This is a genomic window from Streptomyces sp. 8L, from assembly GCF_020176795.1.
GTDB lineage: Bacteria > Actinomycetota > Actinomycetes > Streptomycetales > Streptomycetaceae > Streptomyces.
Map to the genome: position 1 here is coordinate 1 of NZ_JAIUKE010000910.1, position 1,065 is coordinate 1,065.

Genomic DNA, 1,065 nt, shown 5'->3' on the forward strand with positions numbered 1-1,065 from the left:
ATGTTCATCTCGCACATCAGCCTCGGCGAGGTGCCTCCCCTCATCCAGGACGCCGATCCGCGGACCCTGAGCGTCGGCATCGACGACGTGGGACCGGCCGGATGGCAGGCGTGGGCCGAGCCCGCGCTCGGCGCCCCCCTCCTGTGGGTGGCCTCTTTCGCGGCCAGCGTCCCGCACGACCTCGTCGCCGCCTTCGCTGCTTCCCTCAGCTCGACCGCACCGGTCCTGCGCCGGGTGCTGCCCGAGGCCACGCGGGAGCGCCTCCTGCGGGCCCCGGCCGGATAGGGCTCAGAAATCGTCCGTCTTCCTCACCGACCGGAGGTGGTTGCTTGTTCTTCGCGGGATGCGACTGGTCGGATCAGTGGCTCGACGTCGCGGTACTCGACCGTTCGGGGGCCATCCTCGGCGAAACCCGGATCATGTACGCCGAAAGTTCGGTTCCCCTCGCGTGCTACCGGGCGTTCCTCGCGCCGCTGGGCCGCAGGTGGCGCGCGACGGTCACCGGGATTGAGGACGTGAACATCCTGTTCGCCCGTTCGCTGGCGGCCTCGGGGATGGAGGTCGTTCATGTGGACCCCACCCGCGCTGCCCGTCACCGCGCGGCCCGGGGGATTCCCAAGACGGACGCCGCGGACGCGAGGCTGATCGCCTCGATGACGCTGGCGGGCGAGTACCGCCCGCGTGTCGCGAACTCCCCGGCGGCGGAGGCCCTGTGTGTGGTGGCGCACGCCCACCGGGCGGCCGTGGGTCACCGTGTCGAGGCCCTGCACTCCTTGCGTGCGGCGTTGATGCGGATCTGGCCGACGGCCGTGTCGGCGTGGCCGGCCAGCGTCGGCGGGCTGCGCAGCCCCCAGGCGCGCGCTGTTCTCGCCGCCGCCCCCAGCCCTCGCGCCGCGGCCCGGCTGAGTCGTGCGCGCCTGGTGGAGGTGCTCACATCGGCGGGCAGGAAACGCACGGTCCAGGACGAGGCCGAACGCCTGCGCCTGATCTTCTCCCGCCCCGTGATGCTCCTCGACCCCCGCGTCGAGGACGCCGAGGCCCAGCGCATTGCACATCTCCTGGCGA

2 protein-coding genes are annotated in these 1,065 nt (G+C 72.3%); both read left to right on the forward strand.

What is annotated here, in order from left to right; genetic code table 11:
• A partial coding sequence (locus LCE31_RS39825) for a DUF317 domain-containing protein (protein WP_225023189.1) occupies positions 1-285 on the forward strand: 285 nt, incomplete at its 5' end.
• Between the two features lie 44 nt (positions 286-329).
• Positions 330-1,065: IS110 family transposase (locus LCE31_RS39830; RefSeq protein WP_225023191.1), on the forward strand; the 736-nt coding region annotated here is incomplete at its 3' end.